A 1141-nucleotide genomic window follows, 5' to 3' on the forward strand; every position below is an offset into this window, starting at 1 on the left:
GATCGAATCAAGCACCAGGAAAGCATGATCTTTGTAAAAAAAAGCCGGTAAAGGCTGCCGGGAATTACTGAACTAAATTTCAAGATGCCCTCAAGATCATCCAGAGTGGTAGCCGTGCCCAGCGGCATGACCTTGAACATCGTGTTCCATTGCGTCTTGCCATCCCACGCTTCGCGCGGCTTGGTATCAGGCACCATCAGCATCGGCGTGATGCCGTATTGTTCAAAGCGCTTGAAAAACCTGACCGGATCGTAGCGGAAATATATGCGGGGGTCGCCCGGCTCCAAGGTGGTAACATAACCGGATGCCACTTTCTCTTGTTTCCAATCATCAAAAGTACTGTCTTTCACATATGCCTCCCGATATTGCGTGCCCACCATGTCCAAATCGTCGACGGTTGTCATGGGCAAACAGACAAAACGGGCGAAGTAATATTCCGTGTCGGTTTCAAAGCCGATGATGCTCTCGTTCCAGTCAACCCACAGCCGGTTGCCGAGACTGAACAAATCCCTGTTCATGTCAAAAAATCCCCACATGTATGAGGATTTACTTGCTTCACGGCATTCCTCAGTGGTTCTCAGGTCGAATAATGAATTAAGAACAGGGATTAAATTGACCAGCGGGACCATGGCCGGATTCTCGCCCTTTTTTTTGGGTCCTATATACCGGAGCCGGATCAACCGATACACATGCTCCGGGGTCTGCGGCCGATTCCAATAGCCCGGAGCGGTATCCGCTCGTTGCACCGGGGGGGGCGGCGATACCTGTCTGGCACATCCCCATACACACGATTGCCCAACTTGCTGCCGTGAGGAACAAACCTTTGTTCATAGCAACTCTCCTTTTATTTTTTACTGGTCGGATTGTAGAGCCATTGCAAGGCGGTACTCAACTCCTTATCATACCGTTTCTGCAAGGAATATTCCTCCTGACGCGCTTGGTAATAAGCCCTGATAAGCTGCTCGTCGCTGGTCGGGGGTCATCGCGCCGAGAAGATACGGCGAGTTATCCGGGTTGCCCGCATACTCCCAGGCCGCGCCCGCTCCCGGACGGGAAAAATAGAGGTTCATCCGGCAAATGCGTACCCGGAGTTGTGTAGGTTGTAGAGTCTGAGCTTGAAGTATTCCATGTCACGGAACCC

Annotated in this window: 1 protein-coding gene; it reads right to left on the reverse strand. The window is 51.8% G+C overall.

Annotation, left to right across the window (positions count from 1 at the left end; all coding sequences use genetic code 11):
- Positions 1-518: hypothetical protein (locus tag Q362_RS21700; RefSeq protein WP_157470352.1), on the reverse strand; the 518-nt coding region annotated here is incomplete at its 3' end.
- Between the last annotated feature and the right edge of the window lie 623 nt (positions 519-1141).

It is taken from the genome of Desulfobulbus elongatus DSM 2908, from assembly GCF_000621145.1.
Classification (GTDB): Bacteria; Desulfobacterota; Desulfobulbia; order Desulfobulbales; family Desulfobulbaceae; genus Desulfobulbus; species Desulfobulbus elongatus.